The 20313-nt window shown below is 35.3% G+C and carries 20 protein-coding genes; 13 read left to right on the top strand and 7 right to left on the bottom strand.

What is annotated here, in order from left to right; genetic code table 11:
- Positions 1-294: 294 nt before the first annotated feature.
- Positions 295-1704: a family 1 glycosylhydrolase gene (locus tag MKY65_RS06905; RefSeq protein ID WP_339183497.1), complete on the top strand. Its 1410-nt coding sequence runs from the start codon at positions 295-297 to the stop codon at positions 1702-1704.
- 16 nt (positions 1705-1720) lie between these two features.
- Here MKY65_RS06905 and MKY65_RS06900 read toward each other — a convergent pair whose 3' ends face one another.
- Positions 1721-2626 (bottom strand): MurR/RpiR family transcriptional regulator, encoded by a 906-nt coding sequence (locus MKY65_RS06900; protein ID WP_339183495.1) that lies wholly within the window; start codon positions 2624-2626, stop codon positions 1721-1723.
- 52 nt (positions 2627-2678) lie between these two features.
- Here MKY65_RS06900 and MKY65_RS06895 point away from each other — a divergent pair, with 52 nt between their 5' ends.
- From MKY65_RS06895 to MKY65_RS06880, 4 genes are all read left to right on the top strand, one after another.
- Positions 2679-4079 carry a PTS transporter subunit EIIC gene (locus MKY65_RS06895; RefSeq protein ID WP_339183494.1) on the top strand — a complete coding sequence of 467 codons (1401 nt, stop codon included), beginning with the start codon at positions 2679-2681 and terminating at the stop codon, positions 4077-4079.
- A 318-nt stretch (positions 4080-4397) separates the two neighbouring features.
- A complete protein-coding gene (locus tag MKY65_RS06890) occupies positions 4398-4712 on the top strand; it encodes a metalloregulator ArsR/SmtB family transcription factor (RefSeq protein WP_339183493.1) in 315 nt (104 codons plus the stop codon).
- Between the two features lie 87 nt (positions 4713-4799).
- Positions 4800-5228: a DMT family transporter gene (locus tag MKY65_RS06885; RefSeq protein ID WP_339183492.1), complete on the top strand. Its 429-nt coding sequence runs from the start codon at positions 4800-4802 to the stop codon at positions 5226-5228.
- Between the two features lie 11 nt (positions 5229-5239).
- The gene (locus MKY65_RS06880; protein WP_339183491.1) at positions 5240-5704 is read left to right on the top strand and encodes a DMT family transporter; all 465 of its coding nucleotides are present in this window, start codon (positions 5240-5242) and stop codon (positions 5702-5704) included.
- A 135-nt stretch (positions 5705-5839) separates the two neighbouring features.
- Here MKY65_RS06880 and MKY65_RS06875 read toward each other — a convergent pair whose 3' ends face one another.
- Complete coding sequence (locus MKY65_RS06875; RefSeq protein WP_339183489.1) at positions 5840-6595, bottom strand: SDR family oxidoreductase; 756 nt, start codon at positions 6593-6595, stop codon at positions 5840-5842.
- A gap of 218 nt (positions 6596-6813) precedes the next feature.
- Between MKY65_RS06875 and MKY65_RS06870 the strand changes: the two genes are divergently transcribed.
- Positions 6814-7227, top strand: coding sequence for a MerR family transcriptional regulator (locus MKY65_RS06870; protein WP_339185149.1), 414 nt, complete (start codon positions 6814-6816; stop codon positions 7225-7227).
- A gap of 602 nt (positions 7228-7829) precedes the next feature.
- Positions 7830-8414 carry an N-acetylmuramoyl-L-alanine amidase gene (locus tag MKY65_RS06865; protein ID WP_339183487.1) on the top strand — a complete coding sequence of 195 codons (585 nt, stop codon included), beginning with the start codon at positions 7830-7832 and terminating at the stop codon, positions 8412-8414.
- Between the two features lie 156 nt (positions 8415-8570).
- On the opposite strand, the gene MKY65_RS06860 is transcribed toward MKY65_RS06865, so the two are convergent.
- Both MKY65_RS06860 and MKY65_RS06855 read right to left on the bottom strand, forming a co-directional pair.
- Positions 8571-9587: a phosphotransferase gene (locus tag MKY65_RS06860; RefSeq protein ID WP_339183485.1), complete on the bottom strand. Its 1017-nt coding sequence runs from the start codon at positions 9585-9587 to the stop codon at positions 8571-8573.
- Positions 9588-9964: 377 nt separating this feature from the next.
- Positions 9965-10162 carry a DUF2281 domain-containing protein gene (locus MKY65_RS06855; protein WP_339183484.1) on the bottom strand — a complete coding sequence of 66 codons (198 nt, stop codon included), beginning with the start codon at positions 10160-10162 and terminating at the stop codon, positions 9965-9967.
- Positions 10163-10694: 532 nt separating this feature from the next.
- Between MKY65_RS06855 and MKY65_RS06850 the strand changes: the two genes are divergently transcribed.
- Together MKY65_RS06850 and MKY65_RS06845 are read left to right on the top strand one after the other, a co-directional pair.
- Positions 10695-11801 carry a DNA alkylation repair protein gene (locus tag MKY65_RS06850; protein WP_339183482.1) on the top strand — a complete coding sequence of 369 codons (1107 nt, stop codon included), beginning with the start codon at positions 10695-10697 and terminating at the stop codon, positions 11799-11801.
- A 689-nt stretch (positions 11802-12490) separates the two neighbouring features.
- The gene (locus MKY65_RS06845) at positions 12491-13168 is read left to right on the top strand and encodes a hypothetical protein (RefSeq protein ID WP_339183481.1); all 678 of its coding nucleotides are present in this window, start codon (positions 12491-12493) and stop codon (positions 13166-13168) included.
- Positions 13169-13929: 761 nt separating this feature from the next.
- Here the strand turns inward: MKY65_RS06845 and MKY65_RS06840 are convergent.
- On the bottom strand, positions 13930-14505 hold the full coding sequence (locus MKY65_RS06840) for a dihydrofolate reductase family protein (RefSeq protein ID WP_339183479.1): 576 nt from the start codon (positions 14503-14505) through the stop codon (positions 13930-13932).
- Positions 14506-15011: 506 nt separating this feature from the next.
- On the bottom strand, positions 15012-15209 hold the full coding sequence (locus MKY65_RS06835) for a cold-shock protein (protein WP_042532689.1): 198 nt from the start codon (positions 15207-15209) through the stop codon (positions 15012-15014).
- Positions 15210-15601: 392 nt separating this feature from the next.
- Here MKY65_RS06835 and MKY65_RS06830 point away from each other — a divergent pair, with 392 nt between their 5' ends.
- The 3 genes from MKY65_RS06830 to MKY65_RS06820 all read left to right on the top strand — a co-directional run bounded on the left by MKY65_RS06830 (position 15602) and on the right by MKY65_RS06820 (position 17171).
- Positions 15602-16060, top strand: coding sequence for a DUF4183 domain-containing protein (locus MKY65_RS06830; RefSeq protein ID WP_339183476.1), 459 nt, complete (start codon positions 15602-15604; stop codon positions 16058-16060).
- Positions 16061-16205: 145 nt separating this feature from the next.
- Complete coding sequence (locus tag MKY65_RS06825) at positions 16206-16589, top strand: DUF4183 domain-containing protein (RefSeq protein WP_042536064.1); 384 nt, start codon at positions 16206-16208, stop codon at positions 16587-16589.
- 183 nt (positions 16590-16772) lie between these two features.
- Positions 16773-17171 carry a hypothetical protein gene (locus MKY65_RS06820; protein ID WP_339183474.1) on the top strand — a complete coding sequence of 133 codons (399 nt, stop codon included), beginning with the start codon at positions 16773-16775 and terminating at the stop codon, positions 17169-17171.
- Between the two features lie 586 nt (positions 17172-17757).
- Here MKY65_RS06820 and MKY65_RS06815 read toward each other — a convergent pair.
- On the bottom strand, positions 17758-18948 hold the full coding sequence (locus tag MKY65_RS06815) for an MFS transporter (protein ID WP_339183472.1): 1191 nt from the start codon (positions 18946-18948) through the stop codon (positions 17758-17760).
- Between the two features lie 119 nt (positions 18949-19067).
- Here MKY65_RS06815 and MKY65_RS06810 point away from each other — a divergent pair, with 119 nt between their 5' ends.
- On the top strand, positions 19068-19973 hold the full coding sequence (locus MKY65_RS06810) for a LysR family transcriptional regulator (RefSeq protein ID WP_339183470.1): 906 nt from the start codon (positions 19068-19070) through the stop codon (positions 19971-19973).
- The last annotated feature ends 340 nt before the right edge of the window (positions 19974-20313 follow it).

Below are 20313 nucleotides of genomic sequence, written 5' to 3'. Positions count from 1 at the left end.
AGAATTTTGATTTGTTTGGAAATCCCCCCAAGTACCCCCCAGCCTTCTATGAAACTCGTATCTCTAAGGACTGAAATCTACCGCCTACTTTCTTCAATTTTTCTAATTAGGTAATTTAAAAAGCTGTTTAATATTAATAGAGCAAAGCACTTTTTGTAAGTTAACTTGCAACTAATTCAGCTTTTATTGAGTTTTTTTGAAAGAAAAATTCTGTTTAGATGGATTCTATTGATTTGAATGCGTTTACTGGATAAGCTAAATTCACACTTTTAATACAAAGGAGAAGGTTAGAAAATGAAGAAACTGAAAACGGAATTCCCCAAAAATTTTATGTGGGGTGGAGCCATTGCGGCAAATCAAGCAGAAGGAGCTTATCTTGAAGATGGTAAAGGCCTAGATATTTCCTCCGGTTTCGCAAATGGAATTAAGCACGAACACGATATTGAGATTCAAAAGGACAAGTATTACCCCACCCATGACGCAATTGATTTTTATCATCGATACAAAGAAGATTTAGCATTGATGGAAGAAATGAACTTTAATGTTTTTAGAACTTCCATTAACTGGTCTCGTATTTTTCCAAATGGAGATGATGAAACTCCTAATGAAGCTGGTTTAAAGTATTATGACGATTTGTTTGATGAAATGATAAAACGAGGTATGGAACCATTAATCACCTTAAGTCATTATGAAACCCCATTAAATTTAGTTAAAAAATATGGTAGTTGGAGAAATAGAAAGTTAATAGACTTTTTCTTGAATTATTGTGAAACCGTTTTTAACAGATACAAAGACAAGGTGAAATATTGGTTAACTTTTAACGAAATCAATAATATGAGAAGAATGCCCGGTGGAGCAGGTGGAATCTTTTTCGAAGAAGGAGAAAATCAGCAGCAAGTAATCTATCAAGCAAGTCATCACATGTTCGTTGCAAATAGTTTAGCGATAAAACGATTCAGGGAAATATGCCCAAATTCAAAAATAGGTTGCATGCTTTCTTTAAGTAATGTATACCCTCATACATGCAAACCAGAAGATGTTTTCGAAACAATGGAATTGCGGAGAAGATCACTTATGTTTGGTGATGTAATGATTCGTGGGTATTACCCAAGCTATACTGCTAGAATCTGGGCTGATGAAGGTGTAGAAGTGCAAATGGAACCAGGAGATGAAGAATTAATTCGCTGCTATACATGTGATTTCTTAGGTATTAGTTATTATAGAACATCAACTCATGAATATGGTCAGCCTTTCTATGGAGATACTGGCGGCGATCAAGGTACACCAAACCCTTATATTGAAGCTACACCATGGGGATGGCAAATTGATCCTCTTGGTCTCCGCTTTACATTAAATGAACTATACGATAGGTACCAAATCCCTTTATTTGTTGTAGAGAACGGTCTTGGGCAGGTTGATGAGATAGATGACCAAGGAGAAATCCATGATGATTACAGAATTGATTATATAAAAAATCACGTAAAAGCGTTGAAAGAAGCAATTAAAGATGGAGTAGACATCATGGGATATACTTATTGGGGACCAATTGATATTGTTAGCGCTGGTACAGGCGAAATGGCAAAAAGATACGGTTTTATTTATGTTGATAGAGACAATGAAGGAAAAGGAACAATGGACCGTAAGAAAAAAGCTTCTTTTGAATGGTACGCAGATTTGGTGAAAAATAATGGAAATAATATCTAGAAAGCTATTATGCTTTCTAGATACCTTTCTTATTTCGATCACTTTTGTAAAAATACTTTCGTTCCATTTTCCTTTTTGCAAATTTTGATAAATTATTTTTGTTTTCTTTATAATTCAAGGTAAATAATTCACCAAATACGCAATCCAGAATATACAGCATGGAGTTTCTTGAAATAAAAGAACCCATTTTATATCTACTTTCTGAAGAATTTACTCGCAAAGTTACTTTAGCAATTTTATCATAAGGCCATGAATCAGATGTTGATGTCACAAGGATAAAAGGAATACTATTTGTTACCAATTCATCAATAGTATAGTGAATTTGGTGGCTGTTCGAATATTGAGAAATTACAATTGCTACTTTTTTTATAGAAGGATTGTTGTCATTTTGAATGCTTATTGCTTCTTGAAACCCGTTTAATGGTTCTAATATAGAAGAAATGCCTAAGCGGATAAGTTTATAATGTAAATCCTCTGCAATAATTAAAGATTCCCCTCTTCCAAAAAGATACACAATATCTGCTTCATTAATGGTTTGTGCAGCTTTCTTTATTGATGGGAAATCTAGTGCTTTATACTCGTATTCCAAGGTTCTAATGGATAAATTATAAAAAATATCTGCCACATCTTCAGTTGAAGATCCTTCAGGTATAGGTAAGTCAACAGAAATTTCTTTTTCATCTAAGGCAAATGCGGTTAATTCAGATGCCAACTTAACCTTGAATTCAGAAAAACCTTTTGTGCCAACCTTTTTACAAAGACGAATAATCGTTGCTTGAGAAACATGACATTGGTTACTAAGTTCATCAAGAGATATGTTCACTACAAGTCTAGGATATTCCAGGATAAATTCAGCAAGAACTTGCTCTGAACTAGTTAATCTAGTTGTCTCTTTTAAATGTTCAATTATTATGATGATCACCTTGCCTATTTCAAAATTTAAGTACTCAATATGAGTAAAAGGAGTTGTTATAATGGATTACAATGATATTTCAAATAAAATAGTTGAACTATGTGGCGGAAATAATAACATCAGCAGTGTAACTCATTGCTCAACAAGATTAAGACTTTTTATTAAGGACAAGTCTAAAGTAAATACAGATAAAATTCAAGAGTTAAAGCCGGTAATTGGAGTTGTATTTTCAGGGGATGAGCTACAAATAGTATTAGCCCAAAACCTAATTCCTATTTACGATGAGGTCTCAAAATCATTTAAAGAATACAGTGATAATAATAAAGATACAAAGGAAACAGAATCATCATCTAAAAATGAAAAATCTAATGATGAAGATCAAAAAGCAGTAACTAGAATTTTTAATAAAATCATCGGATTTGTATCTGCTGCTGTTACTCCAATGATTCCTGGTTTAGTAGCTGGAGGGATGCTAAAAGTTTTCTTATTATTAATTACTCTAGCTTCTAGTTCTTTTGAAAGTTCTCAAACGTATACAATGCTCAGCATGCTAGCAGATGTCCCATTTTATTTTATGCCAATTTTTGTAGCCTATGGTGCAAGTACGAAACTAGGTGGCACCCCTCTATACAGCATGGCAGTAGCTGCAGCACTTGTATATCCTGATTTTATGACTGCGGTTGCAGATGGAACCTCACTATCCATTGCTGGTATGTCAGTTACATTAGTAGAATACAGTAGTACATTACTGCCAGCCCTGCTAATTAGTATTTTTGCTTATTATTGTGAAAAATTCTTAGTTAAAATTATACCAGGAATCATTCGTCCAGTTTTGGTCGGAATGTTAACTATTTCAATCGCTTATATTTTAGGAGTTACTGTCATAGGACCATTAGGAGAATTAGCAGGAAGTCAAGTTGTTCATGTATTTTTATGGTCTTCTGAGAATTTAGGCCCGTTTGCTGTAGGTATTCTTGCAGCTTGTATGCCTTGGTTAGTAATGACTGGTATGCATCATGCTGTTACTCCATTTATGGTTCAAGCAATTGCTAATCCGGGTTACGATGTACTATTCAGACCTGCCTATTTATTACATAATATGGCAGAAGGCGGTGCGTGTCTCGGCGTTGCATTGAGAGCAAAAGATAAAGCTCTCAAAGCTGAATGCTTTAGTTTAGCTGTCGGATGTATATTAGCAGGAGTTACGGAACCAGCAATTTATGGGATTAATCTCCGATTAAAGAGACCCATGTATGGAGTTATGGCTGGAGGATTTTTAGGTGGAATTGTTGCTGCAATCATGGGAGCTACCGCATATATTTATGGATATTCTACCATTTTAGCTATCCCAATTTTCGAACACACAATTATTGCTATTGTAACTGCGATAATCACCACAATTATAACATCTTGTGTTGTTACGATTATTTTAGGATTCAAGGAAGAATTAGTTTTAAAATAAATGAGAGAGTATGAATATTCTGATTGATATATTTTTACTAATACCCAATGGAGAATCACATACCTATAATTCCCTGCTAATTTTTATTTTGGTCAGGGAATTATATTAATGTTATTTACACTACACTTTCCTAAATCCTTTTATGCTGGATTTTTTCCGTTACTGCATCACAATGGACAGTCTTAGAAAATAAACAATAGAAATAGAACGACTCACCTTATGAACCTCAAGTTTCGTTGCACCATGAGCTAAATTATAAGAATAAATTTCAATCCCCTAAATTGACATATCGTGAAAGTTCGATATATAATAATCACCATGGAACCAATTGATGTATTTAAGGCGTTATCAAATGAAACTCGACTGAACATTTTGAAGTGGTTGAAGGATCCGGAGAAGCACTTCCCTAAACAGGGCGCTCATCTGCCAAAGGGAGTAAGCGTTAAAGGAGGAGTATGTGTTGGTGATATTCAAGAAAAAGCGAAAGCTTCTCAATCTACGGTTTCCCAATACCTGAATATGATGCAAAATGCAGGTCTCTTAGAATCTGTTCGTTATGGTCAATGGACTTATTATCGGCGAAACGAAGAAACATTATCTCGGTTAGCTGAATATTTTAAAACAGAAATCTAAGTCGATGACAGGTTTCTGTTTTTTTATGCGCCTTTATATCGATAATTCTAGATATTTAAATATAATGATTTAGGAGGATATTATTTCATGCGCTACTTAGCATATATTTTAGCAGTATTAGCAGGAACAGCACTCAGCTTCGAAAGCGCAATATACGGGCAGCTTGGAGAATCAATAGGAGAGCTGGAAACCAGTTTTTATAACTTCTTTATGGGGACACTCATCATGGGATTATTATGGCTATTCTTTGGAAAAGGGAAGCTTTCCTATGCGATGGAGGCACCAAAATGGTCCCTGCTTGGAGGAATCTTAGGCGTTGTATATTTAACAGCTATCGTGATCAGCGTTCCTTTTGTTGGTGTTGGTATAACGATGGTTACCGTAATTATCGGTCAACTGATTATGAGTATGGTGATTGAACACTATGGCTGGTTTGGCATTAAACAAACCAAAATTAACAAGGAAAAAGTATTTGCAGTTATTTCTATGATAATTGCTCTTATATTAATTAACTAGGAGGTCTACTAATGGAGATATTAATGATTCTATTTACTTTATTAGGTGGTATCACATTAAGCGCACAATCATCCGTCCATGGAACATTCAGCCGAAGAGCTGGCACCATTGAAACGACGTTTTTAACTATGTTAACCGGATTAGTGTTTCTGACAATTATTATTATATTTTTTGGCCAAGGTAATGTCCTAGGAATACTGTCAGCACCAGCATGGCAGTTAAGCGCTGCATTTTTAGGTACGGGGTTCTTACTTCTCTCTGTCATAGCTGTTCCAAGAATTGGCGTCATCGCGGCTAATGTTGCTATTATCAGCGGACAGCTTGGAATTAGTGTGATTATTGATCATTTTGGCTGGTTCGATAGCTTAGTCATCCCGTTAGATTGGAAGCGTCTTGTTGCGATGCTATTTATGATGATTGCTGTTTATTTCATTTACAAAGGAAATAAACGCTCTATCGCGGAAGCTACATCATGATTTTTAAATAACTATAAAAGAGAAACTGCTATGATTATTTCATGGCAGCTTCTTTTTTTATAAAACTTTATTTTCTTTTAGTAATTCTTTTACCCTTGGAATAACCTTTTCCCCGTAAAGAGTATCTTCAGATAATTATTGAACTGTATATCCTCCATCCACGGATATTGATTGACCAATGACATAGGTTGCGGCCGGTGAACATAACCAGTGAACAACGGAAGCAACTTCCTCTGCTTTGCCTATACGGCGAATAGGGAGTTGGTTGATTAATTCCTCCATCGCATCACTTTCATTAATTAACATATTTTCAACCATTGGCGTTTCGATGATTCCTGGTAGAACTGCGTTAACCCGGATGCCTTTTGAGGCAACTTCTAAGGCAGTACTCTTCGTTAATCCAATTACTCCGTGTTTAGATGCGTGGTACACGGAACGGCCAGGAACACCAACAATTCCTCCCATAGAAGAACAGTTAACAATAGCTCCTTCACTGCCTTGTTTCTCAAATTGTTTCAATTCATATTTCATGCAGAGCCAAACGCCCTTCGCATTAACATCCATGACATTATCGAAAACGTCTTCTTCTAAATCAACTGTGTCTGTGACCGGGTTTTGAATACCAGCATTGTTAAATGCATAATCTAACCTTCCAAATGTATCAACTGTTTTTTCTACCATTGCTTTAACAGCTTCTTCGTCTGAAACATCACATTGGATGGATATCGCCTGATAGCCTGCATCAACTAAGGCTTGTGCTTCTTGTTTAGGTTCGTTTATATCCACTAAGGCCACACTTGCTCCTTCTTTTGCAAACAATTGTGCCGTTGCCAGTCCCATTCCGCCTTTTGCTCCAGTTGCCAGTGCTACTTTACCTTTCATCGTTGTCATGAAAACCACTCCTTATGATTTAATGAGAATACGCTTGTACCTCTGCGTTATTTTCTCTTACAAAACAAATGTTAAGCCTTCCAGTCAACTCGAGGTCAAGCGCTTTTATAAAATTTTTTAAATCATATAGTTTATTAAGGCTTTTGACACTCAGAATATATCACGATATCCTAGAGTTATATCGAAGTCTATATTTTAAAAAAGAAAGGTGAGTAATGATGAAGACATATTCTATCAGTGAGGCTGCTAAAGAATTGAATCTGACTGTATATACCCTGCGTTACTACGATAAAGAAGGGCTTATGCCTTTTGTAGAACGTACAGCTAGCGGGACAAGAGTGTTTAAAGAATCCGATATCCAAACTTTAAATGTCATTGAATGTCTAAAGGATACAGGGATGCCTATTAAGGAAATTAAAACATTTATTGATTGGATTTCTGAGGGAGATTCCACATTGCAACAAAGATATGACATGTTTATCGAACGAGAAGCTACGGTAGAAGCACAGCTGGAAAAAATGAACAAGACGATGGAGGTCATCAAGCATAAACGTTGGTATTACAAGACAGCCTTGGAGGCAGGAACAGAAGCTATTCATAAAAAAGATGAAACTGAAATTCCTATGGACTAATGTATGTTCAATCATTTTTGCGAATGAGTGACCCAGTGGATTGGCAATCAGAAATGGCTATTGATTTGAAAAGATATGAATATTTTCAAGCGGTGTTTCTGTTTAATTTTGGATAATCAATACTTGTGCTATTTTAAAAAAAGTTATGGAATATAGTATTCTTTGTCATAAAGACGCCCCTATGTAGATTGTATGTTTGTTAACATTCTACAAGATAGGTGTCTTTTTGTGTATATTATTGGTTAATCAACACTCGTGATTTAAAAATGCAGAAGTACTAATGCCTCCAGTTCACCACCCTCCTAACTTGACATCTAGTATGTCAGGATTAAAAATGTTTTTGAAATTTTGGATGTTAAATGAATAAAAGGTGTCAAATGGTGTTTCCAGCACCTGTCGCTTTACAGATTTTTAAACATATGGAAATATACTTTGTCAATCTATCAACATATCGACCTATCGACAAATTTTTTAATAGATTCTAAAATGGTTGAATAACTATAATAGAAGGAGGAGGCAGCATTATCTTTTCAAAACAAGGAAAACGAGGCTTAAAAAAGTTTCTATTTGTTTCTATCATTTTGGGAATTGCCCTAATAGGTATGACGATTTCCCATCATGCAGCAGAAGCAGCAAATACGCGCATTTATATCGATCCAGGACACGGCGGATCTGACCCAGGAGCATCAGCGAACGGATTACAGGAAAAGGATATAACACTGGATATCGCATTGAGGACCAGAGACATTTTAAATGAGCAGTATAGCGGTCACACGATTAAGCTTTCCCGGACGTCCGACGTTACCAAGTCATTAAATGCGAGAACTAATGAAGCAAATAATTGGGGAGCTAACTTTTTTGTTTCCATACATATCAACGCAGGTAATTCTACTGGCTATGAATCTTTTACATGGAACGGAAGCTATGAAAATAAGGAGAGAACCAACGCCATAAGAAATACAATCCACAATGAAACGGTGGAACAAACAGGATTCACCGATCGCGGGAAAAAACAAGCCAATTTACATGTCTTACGCGAATCAAGTGCACCAGCCATTTTAACGGAAAATGGGTTTATCGATAATGCAGCAGATGCGGACAAGCTGAAAAGTGCTGCATCTATAGAAAAAATAGCACAAGGGCATGCGGATGGAATAGCCAAAGCGCTTGGGTTGCCTGCGAAATAAGGTTTTGTTCGTTTTCGAAATCTTAAGCAAGGTTAGAGCAAATGGAAAACTTAAATATGTTTGATGGAAATCGTACCGCTATTTACTGGGAAGATGGCGGTACGATTTTTCTGTTCTTCAAGTATAGGTTATACACTTTATAATATGGTTAACGCCTTAAGACATGAACGGGAAAACCTTACGTTCAAAGTTAATTATTTCCTCATATTTGTATTCAAACGCTATATTATCTGTATCATGAAGAATAAAATTTAGGAAAAAGAGACAAAAATAAGATTGTCGATACTTGGGCTCAAACGTTAGATGGAAAATAGCGAAAAGATTTGTTAACCCTTCGTCAAATTCCCCAGCTATATACCTCTGGTAATAGGAATAATTATGATGTACATCTAATTCGTTCCAAATAAATTTGAAAAAATCATAGAAGAAAACATATTTACCTGCAGTTTCCCAGTCGATATACCATAAAGTTTTTTCCCCTGCCTCATCAGTTAAAAGAATGTTATCAGACCACAAATCGCCGTGTAAGTTGATAAACGGCAAATTTAGAGAAAGCAATTCTGGGGAAACTTTTTCTATTATTTTCTCAAACTGATGGATATGCTTCCCATTTGAACTTGTGTTCAATAAGTGTTTCAACGTTTGATAATCAACCTTTGAATAAAGCGTTAGATAATTGAAATAACTACGATAATCATCATATACTGCTTTCAAAATGAAATCTGCATCGTTATCTGTTTCATCTTCAAAATGAACGAATTCTTCCGTCAACATGTTGTTCCTAGCGTCTCGATTGATTAATGAGGGAATACGGAAGAAAGGTGAAAAATAAGTATAGTTTGTTGTTTTCCTTTGATAACTTTCTTTATTGGCACAAATGACAAGCACCTCATCATCTGAAAAAATTTTGATATCGCCATTAATACAGAACCATAAGATACTTCCATTGAAATACTTCAGCCTGGAATCTTCTATTTCCAGTGAAAGTTGATCCTCTTTTTTTGTATTTTTAAGGTTATTAACCATAGGATGAGCAGTTTTTGTTGTATTAAAAACAGTTCTAAGATCTTTATCCAACGTATACAGCCCGTTCTCTAAGTAAGCACTCCATTCTATTACTTGGTCTTTTTTCGCCTGGACTTCTTTAATGTATTTTTTAAATTCTTTTGTCATCCGCTACCTCCTAACCTTTCATACTTAGATTCATTGTAATATAGCTCTCTCAGACATTTCATCAAAACAATTTCTTATTTTATTGTATAAATAGACCATTTGACTTTTATACCTATTTCCTGTCTCTGTTGCGCAACAATTACGCCCGATTCTAAAATAATTTTAATTCCCTTCCTAAGAATAAGAATCTTCGTTGCACTTTTTAGCAGCAAATATCAGACCACTCATACTGCCAAGAATGATGAAAATAATTGTTAAAACTATATTATCAAATACAATAAAGCCAACAACTATTATTTGAAATAATGAGCACAGCACGCTGCTTTTGTTATTTTAAATCACTGAATGGAACTGGTATTAAAACAATATGACCTTGTTTATACATTGTTCCAAACCTCATCGTCAATGTCATTATCCCAAAAATCCAGGCTGCTCTCACTAGGTTTTGCTAAATCCTCAGATAAACTTTTATCGCTTTTAGCTTTTAAAAACTCCGCAAAATCCAGAATTTTATCCACTTCTTGTTCAGGTATTTCATCAATAATTTTAAGTAACCGATCCTTAGCTATATTCATGTATTCATCACCACTTTCATGAATATTTTATTATATCACTTCATGTTTCGTTACACTATATATTCATGATTCCAACATTGATATATAGTCGCGATTATTTGCTTCATCATTTGAATATTTATAGTTATACAGACAATGAATGACTGCAACTCCTTGAAAATAAGGAGGATTTACAGGCTTTTGTAATTATTTATATTAATATATAAAGGAATCCGCCTCAGGCATGAGGTTGTATCTATGCTTTTATAAAATATTAAGCTATAATAGCCACATATTAGCATGTGAAAGGGATTAAATCAGCTTGACTATAAAACGAAACTTCATTCAGTGGGAGTTTTCGCCCTTCTCCCACTGAATTAGCCTAAGTGATTCAGGGAGTTAGCGCCCGTTATCTCCCGCCTAAATAAATCTATTTTCGCTCTTTATTTTGAGGCGGGAGTTTTACGGGCGGTTCTCCGTGATAAAGGCATTTATTCCTTTGTTATCCCATTAATTGCGGGGGCATCTACACACCATTTGGAAGGAGAAACATATGGCAGAATTACTAAAAAACAAGTATAATTACGAGTCCGTTCACGAGCTGGCTTTAAGTATTCGATCTGTATATTATCCGTTTCAAGTTGATGATTTTGTCAACGACATTATGGACGAAAGATGGAATGAGTTAGGATTGAAAGCACGTATGCGGCAAATTGCTATAAGATTAGGAAAGTATTTACCAGCCGATTATGAACAGGCGCTTGGTATCCTTGATGAGGTCATTGCGGGTTATCCTGCAGGATTTAACGACTTTACTTTAATGTATTTACCAGATTTTGTTGAAGTCTATGGGCAGGATGAACGCCATTGGGATCTGTCAATTGCTGCTTTAGAAAAATATACCTCGTCCTCCTCTTCTGAGTTCGCCGTGAGACCATTTATCATAAACTATGAAGAGCGTATGATGTCCCAGATGGCTGCCTGGGCAAAGCATGACAATGAGCATGTCCGGCGGCTTGCCAGTGAAGGCTGCCGTCCTCAACTGCCATGGGGACAAGCATTAGCCAGTTTCAAAAAAGACCCATCGCCAGTTCTTGGTATTTTAGAACAGCTTAAAGCTGACCCATCACTGTATGTTCGTAAAAGCGTGGCCAATAACCTAAACGATATTTCCAAAACACATCCTGACCTGGTTGCAGAAATTGCCAAGGATTGGTACGGTCAAAACGAGCATACGGATTGGATTGTAAAGCACGGGTGCAGGACACTTCTTAAAAAGGCCAACAGGGATGTATTGGCCATCTTTGGATTTGCAGATGCCGATTACGTGGATGTTGACGCCTTTACGCTAGGTGCTACGTCTATTTCCATTGGCGAGAATATAGTCTTTTCTTTTAAGATTGAGGCAAAAAAAGCAACTAAGGTTCGGCTGGAATATGGCATTGATTATGTAAAAGCAAACGGAAAGCGAAACCGTAAAATATTCCAAATATCCGAGCTTTCTTTAAAGAAAAACGAAACGAAGACTTATACAAAAAAACATTCTTTTGCAAATTTAAGTACAAGGAAGCATTATACAGGCATCCATTCGGTTACGCTTATTGTGAACGGTGTCGAGCAGGGTACGCTGGATTTTGAAGTGTTAGCTGCTAATAAATAGGCTAATTTGGGATTCTGTTTAGGTGGCTTTATCATTTTCAACATGTAGTACTTTTATTCATGTTACTTCACTATTTATTATCATTTACATTATTATTTAATTATTACCTTTCTACTTTAAGGGTTCATAATATTGAAGGAAAACATTGATTTTAAAGTCTTTTCAAGAAATACACTATTTAGGTTTATCACTAGAAATATTTGATATCTTTTACAAAAGACGTTTCAATTAAAACGTCTTTTTTTATAAGGAATTAGAAAAGGTTATTGAAATACATGAAAACGGGATTGTACCAAAAAATAGGATTCTACATCTCCATTTTCATTAAATTCTACTAAACTAACATAAGAAGAAAACATTCAGTAATTAAGTGTATTTGCTTGTAAAAAAATGTCTAGATGGCGTTTTTTCACTAAGTAGTAATAATATGAAATTATACGAAAGAGAAATAGAAAATATTTTTTATCAAATGATCAATTGTTGTGATTGTCTTGTATCTTGAATTCAAGCGTGGACTTAGCAAATTAATTGACTTTCTAAACACTGGGATTATTGCATCTAGATTAGTTCTTAATGCAGGTGGTCCGAAGAATATCTTAAAGCTATTTAACCGAATTCTTGGAGCCTAGTATCTATTGAATAGTATAAAAACATTTGATAGTATTTCATAAAGACAAAGGGGGGTTTTAATGCTAGATGTTATTAAAATTATAGTACCTGTTTTAACATCTTTGGCTGTATGTTACATCACTCTTTATTTTACGAATAAAAGAAGTAAAGAAGCAATGAAGCTACAGCAAGAGAATCATATCGAAAACATGGAGTTATCAGAAAAAAAGCATCAAGAGCAATTAATGATTAATGAAGAAAATGAACGTTTAAAGTATTTACCTTATCTATCTCTTGTTCCAAAATACAAAAATCATAGATTTGAAGGAGAAATGGAAAAGGTAGAAAACATTAATATTATCTCGATTCCTTTCAAAATAATCAATGAAGGGCCTAGTATTGCTTTTGGTATTCATCTTAAATATTTAGATAATGATATGAAGCCCGAGGGTATGGAACATATTGCTATAGATTTTAAAGATAATTATGACAATGGATACAATATTCTGGGGGTTAGAGAACCTATTGATACGGATGTTTTACGTGTTGAGAAACTAACTGAATTTTGTTTATACTTGTCTGCTATTAATGAAAATTTAGACGAAATTAATCCCACTACTGATATAAGATGGGAATTTGATATTATGTTCTGCGATATTCAAGGAAGAGAGTATTCACAGACCTATTCTTTTTACTCTTCAACTCGAAATAATAAAATTATTAGAGTAAATTCTTATATGCCTCAACTGATAAAATAATATAGCCAGCAGCAAGCTATTAAATACGCTTGTTGCTGTTTTATTTTCAAGTTGCCGATAGATTATGCAGTTTTATTTAGCTAAAATAAGCGATGATACACAAATTGAACACTACAGCAGCAACCAATATATAAGCACCACTTATCAAAGTGTACCATAACTGTGCCTTTTAAAAAAATAAGTCCCCTAAAACCCCAGTATTACCAAGGGGTTTTGAGCAACTGTTACTACTTCTATTCAATAAACAGATTGAAACGAAAACGTTTAATCGTATGGCAACTCGTTTCTTCTCCTGGCGCTAACCACACCATGCAAACGCTTCTTTTCTGTAAACCTCTATTTTTCATCCTGAGAATACAGCTTCCGCATATCCACATAGTTGACCTTCAACATCATGTGAGGATGATAGACAGACAGCCAATTTGTCGCAGGAAATCCTTGAAATATTCATCGGGGATACTTTCAACAAGGTCATTAACTGCATAGGAAATATCATTTTCTTTTTAATTTAATCTCTAAACCTAACGGCAAAATAACTTAATTTATGTTAAAACGTTTAAATAGATGGACACTGCCAAAGATTATTATACGGCAACTTTAATTTTATCAAAAGGTGTCCGTTTCTATTTACTAAAATATAAAAAGACGCGGAACTCAGTCTATTACGTAAGCACCACATCTTATTTTTATTTACTGGGTTTTGTCCCAGCCTTTTATTGAATTATCGTTCCCATTCCACTAATTGCCTTTAGGCGAAAAGATCATCTTACCGTCTGATAAACAAGACCTAAAGCTCCAGAATCAAAGGATTTATTTTCAATCAGTTTAAGATGAACCTTCTTCTTAATGCCCTGAAATAACGATAATCCGCTGCCAATCAAGATAGGAGAAACCGTAATTTTATACTCATCAATTAAATTAAGCTGCATAAGGTAGTGTGCGAACCTGGGACTGCCAAGGATAACCATATCCTTGCCTGGCTGCTGCTTGAGCTTCTTGATTTCTTCCTCTGCCTCTTCTTTCACCAATCTCGAATTGTTCCATTCGACTTCTTCCAGCGTCGTAGAAAAAACGATTTTGTCTGTCTTTTCGATCCACTCGGCATGATTCCGTTCATACTCTGAAGCGGATGGATTCGAAGGTACAGATGGCCAGTAACTGTGCATCATCTGATAAGTCCCGCGTCCCCAAATAACCGTGTCGGCAGTACTCAGAATTTCTTTTGCGTGGTTCTCCAAATCAGCATCGTAGGAAACCCAGCCAATGTCCATTTCACCGTTAGGTCCTTCTACAAAACCGTCTAGCGATGCATGCAAAAATAGAACAAGTTTTCTCATCTTCTGTTCTCCTTTGTTCATATGGGATATTTACATTACCTTTTTTAGCTCATTTCAGCTTGGGTCGTTTCTTATGGATTGCTAATCGACAAAAAATACTTCCGTAAACTTTGCAAAATCATGAATTTTATCTACTTCCTTGTTCAGGTATTTCATCCAGAATTTTAAGTAACCGATCCTTAGCTGTATTTATGTAATCAACACCACTTTCATAAATATTTTATTATAGTACTTCATCTTGAGATATGCTATGTATTCATGATTCCAACATTGGTATATACTTCCGATGATTTGCTTCCTCACTTGAACACTTATAGTTAAAAAGATTACACAAGTTCAATGAATCGTATCGGTTTAGCTTACAAAAATAACCTGCACGTTAATACATTAATGAAGCAGCTGCTGATCTATCTCTTATTCAATTCTTACATCGGATTGTTTTCTATTTATACGGCAAAATAAAAAGCCCTTCTGTGACAGAAGAGCTCTTTATCAATTATAAATTATTATTTTACAACGTTAGTTGCTTGTGGTCCACGGTTACCTTCTTCGATGTCGAAAGTAACTGCTTGACCTTCTTCTAATGTTTTGAAACCTTCGCCTTGAATTGCTGAGAAGTGTACGAATACATCGTCTCCACCTTCAACTTCGATAAATCCAAAACCTTTGTCTGCGTTAAACCATTTTACTGAACCTGTGTTCATATGAAATTCCTCCATTGTGCATAATGCACACATTTATTACTTTGGTTGTTCTGATAATAATTCAAGACGATGATATAAATTGTGAAGTTATGACATAAATCCTGTATTGCTAGCACGAACAATTAAGTTATTTGTAGTATAACACATGCCATTCAAAAAAGATACCCTTCTTTCTATATATTTGAAAGACGGTCTTCTTGTTCAATATAATGCTTTTTAACGGTGAAAATTTCCGTTACAAGGAATCATTCATACTGCAATAATTCGGGACGGCAAGGAACATACATTTTTTACTTGCCAAATACAGCCAGCTGCACAGTCAAATCACCTTCTTTTTAAATAAGATACAGAAAAGCAGATCAAAATTTCATGTAGGAGGGGGTGAAATACCGTTGAATGAAAGCTATTATCATAGTAGAAAGCTACGTGGCAGGGATTCTTGTCCAAATTGCCACTGCCATCATTGTCATAAAGAGCGCAAAAGGATTCATGAGAGAAATAAAAATAGCACTTCCAATACAAATACATTTAATCCTATATTTAATCCATCCATTACAGTCAATATATCCCCTGAATATACACCAACCCCCATAGGAGTGGAGACTGTCCAATACCTTACCCTTGCCGAAGAAGGGAAAAAGGTTTATACGAATAAAGATGCATTAAAGCAATATGGAAGCAGTGATATACTTGATCCGGACAATGTTTCCACTCTAAATTTATTTGTCAACGGCGTGTTGCAGCCCCCGTCCATTTACACTGTCGAGGAAGGTATTCTTCACTTAGAATCCAGTGACCTCCCTCCAAAGGACGCCCCAATTACGCTTCTGTTTGTCACGGTTAAAGGATAATATTACCTTGCTATGTAATAAATATGCCTTTTTTAATGGGGCATTTTGTTAACTTTCAATACGAACTAATTCGTCTGACCAAGCATTTCCAACTCCTCTTCATAGAATAAAATGTGGTTGATATAAAATGGAGGTGAAAATGAATATGGCACTTCAATTAATGAAAATCGCTATTAGCGGTACAATTGACACAGATGTTAATCCTGAGTCCGCAAAATTCTTTTACATCACAACAGAAGATACAGCAGCAGGAAGTACCTTATCTATTGATGCTGCAAGTTTCCTGGGGGATGATGGTGAAGCGGTAACGACACTTCCAGAACTTGCAGAAGATAATAGTTATTTCACTGTGGAAATTAACGGTGTTGAGCAAATGCAAGGCATATCAACATATACACCAGGTGCTACAGGGACTGGCTCATTAGACATTGCTGTTCCTGCTGGCGGAGGGTCCATTCCAGCAAACCAAACTGTTATCCTGCAAGTTGTTAATTTCGCAGCAACATCCTCTGGGACATTTGACACCTAGAATAAACGTACTCCCTTTGTGCCCGCCAGATACTGGCAGGGCACAAAGAAATTTATCTATTTTCATCATAAACACCTCATATAAGAAAAGGTCTGTTTAGATTACCGCACTTTTTTGGAAGTTTGAATACATTATACTGTCATGCTTTTTAATTTCTATTAAAGAATACGAGGGGGATTAGTTATGAGTATTGAATTCTTTACATTGGGTCCGACAGCTATTCAAATATATGAGGCTGGAGAGCAAAACCCGCAAAAAGAAAAACGAATGGTTTATGGACAGGCTACGTCAAATGCAAATGGTGTAGCTACACTTTATTTCACAGATAATGGATTAGCAAATGGAAACCCATTATTAGATACGATTGATTATGCGGTATCAAGCGTATATTCAACAAATGCTACGATAAATGCAAGACCAAGAGTGCAAATGCGTGAGAAGAACATTACTGGAAAATATGTTTCGGCCAATGTTACAAATATTAGTGGTGTAACCGTTCTAGGCATAAGTGTATTGGGTTCGGAAAATCCAGTGAGTGGGATTGTTGTGGACTTTATGATTTTGGGCAGTTTTCATAATTAAGATAGGCCTTCTCTGAATGGAAAAGTAACAATACATGTACTTGTTCGAGTATAAATAATGATTGTCCAAACCACAATATGTAACATATTCTCCCCACACAAAATAGCATATACATGATGATGCGCTTGTATTATATACCTAAATTGCGAATATATTCGTGTCAATGACAAATAAAGTAAAGAGCCGAAACCCTGGTCATCAAAGGGGGTTCGGCTCAGCTAAAACTATTCTCACTCTACTAATTCTTTATAACGCTTATATTGTCTCCGGTCATAACGCTCCATTTTAAAATGCTCAAAAAAGCTTTCTAATGGCGCATTATCAATATATTTCCCATAAAAGGATTACTGAGTGTAATCCTATCTTCTGTCATCATAAGCAATATTCTTTCGAGGTATACTGATATCTTCGATCATTTTGGAATTTAGGAATGACATCTTGACTTGCCCCTAGTACTGCTTTGATTGGTGCGATCCTCTCCTTTCGATTTCCTTTAACTTCTTTATGAGACCATTTTTGCCTCTAAATATTGATTAGGGTGTTCCAACTCCCTGGTTTGAAGCTATAGTTAGTATATTTTATTTCGTCATACTTTCTCCCTGTGTCGCCATGCTTTTTTGCCATGTAGGAAATAGTATAAAACGGAAACAACAATAACTAAAAGAGCCATGAACCAGTACAAGTTGCGGTATCCTAATAATGGAATCAACATACCAAGAAGAAGTGGAGCAAGGCCTGCACCGAAGTCCGTAAACATATAAAATGTTGATGTAGCAAGTCCAATCTTTTCTTTTGGTGAGGACTTGACAGCAACTGCTTGAAAACTTGGAATTAATGTTCCATAACCTAATCCGATAAAAACAGCGGATAATAAGAGCAAAAAACCATTTGTTGCTGCCGCTAATAAGCCTAAACCAATCATAAAGCTTAAAAAGGATGGATATATCACTTTGTTTTCTCCAAAGCGGTCAAAAATCCTTCCTGTAAATGGACGTGAAACCAGCGTACTTACGGCATAAACCATAAAGAAAAAGCTTGCAACAGAGACAAGATTAATTTCTTGAGCGTAGGATTCTAAAAATGAAAGTACACTTGCATAAGCAATCCCTATAAATACCGAAACGAAGGCAATTGGTAAAACTTCTCTTTGCAAGTATTTCTCCACCCCTTTTGCTGCAGGTTGTTTTTGGACTTCTTGCTTTGGAATAGGAGCCACTTTGATTTGTTTTATTGTCAATCCAATAAAACAAGCCACCGCAATGATCGCTAAACAGAAAGCAAAGTTCATTTCAAATCCAAAATGCTGATTAATTAAAATACCAGCAAACGGCCCAACTGCGGATGCTACAGTTAAGCTTAAAGCGTAATATCCAATGCCTTCCCCTTTACGATGTTCAGGAACAATTTTTGAAGCAATCGCTCCAGTAGAGGTAGATGAAATACCAAAAGCAATTCCGTGTAAGAAACGAACAATTATTAAAATCACTAAACTATGAATGGTAAAATATAATGATATTGTCGCAACAGAAGCAACAAGACCGATTATTAAAATATATTTAGGCTGCCATTGGTCAATATACTTACCGGAATATAACCTTCCAAATAACATACCGATAATAAATATTCCAGCAGCTAAGCCTCCTGCTCCTTCGCTTGCTTGGTATTCTTCAATCGTAAATACCGTAATTGTAACAATTAAAGAATAGTGAATAATATACATAAGAAAGTTCACTATTGTAATTAACATAAAATCCTTTGTCCAGAGTTTTTCCGACATAATACTCACAACTCCCTTTAAAAACAGTACGTTACTTATTATATATATTAATAATAATGTTGTATAATTAAAATTAGTGATATTTACATTAGCATAACTTATGTAAAGGAGTGATGACATTGAATTTCGAACAGTTACATTATATTAAAGCTGTTGTAGAATATGGTTCTATAACACACGCGTCCGAAGCACTGCATGTTAGTCAATCGGCTTTGAGTCAATCAATCGCAAGCTTGGAAAAGGAGATGGGACATAAACTTTTCAATCGGTCAAGAAGTGGTACAGTACCCACTGAAAACGGCAAACAACTTATCTCAATTATTCTGGAAATGCTCGAAACCGAATCAAAATTAAGGCAAACTGCCAGTACATTATCTGCAACGCTTAGAGGAACTTTAACGATTGCAACATCACCATCTTTATTTATGACTGTTCTTCCACAGGCACTTTCAAATTTTAGAAAGGATTACCCTCAAATCGTAGTACGTATCACCGAGGCTGAAAATGATGAAATTTTTCACTTAGTACAAAAAAATGATGTGGATATTGGTCTAATTTCATTAATGGATAACCATGAGGTAGACTCCACTATGGAAATTAATTCTTTATTCTTATCTAGCGGATTTAAAGCAATTGTACCAAGTGATTCCAAGCTTGCATTCCGTGAATCAATTAATTTAGAAGATATTCAAGATTATCCTTTTATTTTATTCGATCGAGAATTTTACAACGTAAATATTAAAAAATTCGAAGCTCAAAACAGACCGTTAAATATCTTATTTAACACAAAAAACACAAGCGTTTTATTTCGATCCGTTTCAGCAGGATTGGGAATCAGCATTGTTTCCGACCTCATGCTCCATAATGATCCATATCTTCAGACCCAATCTATTGCTGCCATTCCAATAGGTTATCCTTTTAATAATGAAATTCATTTTGAAGCATTATCTAAAAAAAGCAATGAAAAAAAGCAGCTGATAGAAACTGTTATGTCTTATATACGAAACAACAAAAATTTACCATGACTTCATTCCGTCCCATGAATAGATAAAGCTGAATTGAAAAAAGTTTACCAATTGTAAACCCGTATCTCATGCCATTGATAGGCTGTACTCTTTGCGAAAACCTGTAATGCCAAACATTGTTACAGGGATGCCTTGGGCAAATAACTTCTTTGTAGTATCCCATTTAACCTGTATCCCTAAATTTGTAACGGGATTCGTAGTAAAAGTCTTTATTTACAACATTTATAATGTTTTTCCTTTATAATAACTCGTTATAAACCTCTGATTTTATAACGAGTTAAATCATTTTGTTTTCAAGGGTTTGAAGCTCCACGTTCTACAATCTTAGAATCTAGGATTT

The organism is Oceanobacillus sp. FSL W7-1293 (genome assembly GCF_037969815.1).
In the GTDB taxonomy this organism is placed as follows: domain Bacteria; phylum Bacillota; class Bacilli; order Bacillales; family Amphibacillaceae; genus Oceanobacillus; species Oceanobacillus oncorhynchi.
This window is presented reverse-complemented; position numbering and strand designations above follow the sequence as displayed.

Bases quoted from the DNA above. Each gene is read 5' to 3' on its own strand.
- MKY65_RS06905 (WP_339183497.1), top strand. From the start codon at position 295: ATGAAGAAACTGAAAACGGAATTCCCCAAAAATTTTATGTGGGGTGGA.
- MKY65_RS06895 (WP_339183494.1), top strand. From the start codon at position 2,679: ATGGATTACAATGATATTTCAAATAAAATAGTTGAACTATGTGGCGGA.
- MKY65_RS06890 (WP_339183493.1), top strand. From the start codon at position 4,398: ATGGAACCAATTGATGTATTTAAGGCGTTATCAAATGAAACTCGACTG.
- MKY65_RS06885 (WP_339183492.1), top strand. From the start codon at position 4,800: ATGCGCTACTTAGCATATATTTTAGCAGTATTAGCAGGAACAGCACTC.
- MKY65_RS06880 (WP_339183491.1), top strand. From the start codon at position 5,240: ATGGAGATATTAATGATTCTATTTACTTTATTAGGTGGTATCACATTA.
- MKY65_RS06875 (WP_339183489.1), bottom strand. From the start codon at position 6,595: ATGACAACGATGAAAGGTAAAGTAGCACTGGCAACTGGAGCAAAAGGC.
- MKY65_RS06870 (WP_339185149.1), top strand. From the start codon at position 6,814: ATGAAGACATATTCTATCAGTGAGGCTGCTAAAGAATTGAATCTGACT.
- MKY65_RS06865 (WP_339183487.1), top strand. From the start codon at position 7,830: ATGACGATTTCCCATCATGCAGCAGAAGCAGCAAATACGCGCATTTAT.
- MKY65_RS06860 (WP_339183485.1), bottom strand. From the start codon at position 9,587: ATGACAAAAGAATTTAAAAAATACATTAAAGAAGTCCAGGCGAAAAAA.
- MKY65_RS06855 (WP_339183484.1), bottom strand. From the start codon at position 10,162: ATGAATATAGCTAAGGATCGGTTACTTAAAATTATTGATGAAATACCT.
- MKY65_RS06850 (WP_339183482.1), top strand. From the start codon at position 10,695: ATGGCAGAATTACTAAAAAACAAGTATAATTACGAGTCCGTTCACGAG.
- MKY65_RS06845 (WP_339183481.1), top strand. From the start codon at position 12,491: ATGCTAGATGTTATTAAAATTATAGTACCTGTTTTAACATCTTTGGCT.
- MKY65_RS06840 (WP_339183479.1), bottom strand. From the start codon at position 14,505: ATGAGAAAACTTGTTCTATTTTTGCATGCATCGCTAGACGGTTTTGTA.
- MKY65_RS06835 (WP_042532689.1), bottom strand. From the start codon at position 15,209: ATGAACACAGGTTCAGTAAAATGGTTTAACGCAGACAAAGGTTTTGGA.
- MKY65_RS06825 (WP_042536064.1), top strand. From the start codon at position 16,206: ATGGCACTTCAATTAATGAAAATCGCTATTAGCGGTACAATTGACACA.
- MKY65_RS06820 (WP_339183474.1), top strand. From the start codon at position 16,773: ATGAGTATTGAATTCTTTACATTGGGTCCGACAGCTATTCAAATATAT.
- MKY65_RS06815 (WP_339183472.1), bottom strand. From the start codon at position 18,948: ATGTCGGAAAAACTCTGGACAAAGGATTTTATGTTAATTACAATAGTG.